This window comes from Rubellimicrobium roseum (assembly GCF_006152145.1).
GTDB classification, from domain to species: Bacteria; Pseudomonadota; Alphaproteobacteria; order Rhodobacterales; family Rhodobacteraceae; genus Rubellimicrobium; species Rubellimicrobium roseum.
In genome coordinates, this window is sequence record NZ_VDFV01000148.1 from 1 (window position 1) to 1,297 (window position 1,297).

Consider the following 1,297-nt stretch of genomic DNA (forward strand, 5'->3'; position numbering starts at 1 on the left):
GCGCGCGGCCTTTCTCGAGCGCATCGCCGAGGAGATCGAGGCGCGGGGCGCGGCGATCACCGAGGTGGGGCACCTGGAAACCGGCCTGCCCCGCGCGCGGATGGACGGCGAGCGCGGGCGCACCACCGGGCAGCTGCGGCTCTTTGCGAGCCACATCCGCCAGGGCGCCCATCTCGACGTGCGCCACGATGCGGCGCTGCCCGAGCGCAAGCCGCTGCCGCGCCCGGACCTGCGGCTGATCCAGCGCCCCCTCGGCCCGGTGGCGGTGTTCGGGGCCTCGAACTTCCCCCTGGCCTTCTCGGTGGCGGGCGGCGACACGGCCTCGGCGCTGGCGGCGGGCTGCCCGGTGGTGGTGAAGGGCCACTCGGCACATCCCGGCACCGGCGAGGTGGTGGCCGAGGCGGTGCTCGCCGCTATCGAGGCGCTGGACCTGCCGCGCGGGGTGTTCTCCCTGGTGCAGGGCGGCGACCGCAGGACGGGCGAGGCGCTGGTGAGCCACCCGCTCATCCAGGCGGTGGGCTTCACCGGCTCGCTCACGGGGGGGCGTGCGCTCTTCGACCTGTGCGCCGCCCGGCCCCAGCCCATCCCGTTCTTCGGCGAGCTCGGATCGGTGAACCCGATGTTCGTGCTGCCGCAGGCCATGGCCGCGCGGGCCGACCAGATCGCGACCGGCTGGGTCGCCTCGCTCACCCTGGGCGCGGGGCAGTTCTGCACCAACCCGGGCCTGGCCGTGGCCATCGACGGGCCCGAGGCCGACGCCTTCGCGCGGCACGCGGCCGACGGGCTCGCCGCCGTGGGGCCGCAGGTGATGCTCACGGACGGCATCGCCAGCGCCTACCGCGAGGGGGCGAGCCGCGTGGGTGCGGGGCAGGGCGTGCGCGCGCTCCACGCCTCCGAGCCTTCGGGGCGCAACGCCACGCCCTTCCTGTACGAGGTCGGGGGCGAGCACTTCCTTGCCCAGCCCGACCTCGCGCACGAGGTCTTCGGACCTTTGGGCCTTCTTGTCCGCGTGGCAGACACGGAGCAGATGGTCCAGGTCGCCCAGGCCATGGAAGGCCAGCTCACCGTGACGCTGCAGATGGACGGGGGCGACCTCGACCTCGCCCGCCGCCTGTCGCCGATCCTGGAGCGCAAGGCCGGGCGGCTTCTGGCCAACGGCTTCCCCACCGGCGTGGAGGTCGCCGACGCCATGGTCCACGGCGGCCCCTATCCCGCCTCCACCAACTTCGGCGCCACCTCCGTGGGCACGCTGTCCATCCGCCGCTGGCTCCGCCCCGTGAGCTACCAGAACTGGCCC

The 1,297-nt window shown here is 74.7% G+C and carries 1 protein-coding gene; it reads left to right on the forward strand.

Annotated features, from left to right (window positions below; translation table 11 throughout):
- A partial coding sequence (locus tag FHG71_RS23260; protein ID WP_139084176.1) for an aldehyde dehydrogenase (NADP(+)) occupies positions 1-1,297 on the forward strand: 1,297 nt, incomplete at both ends.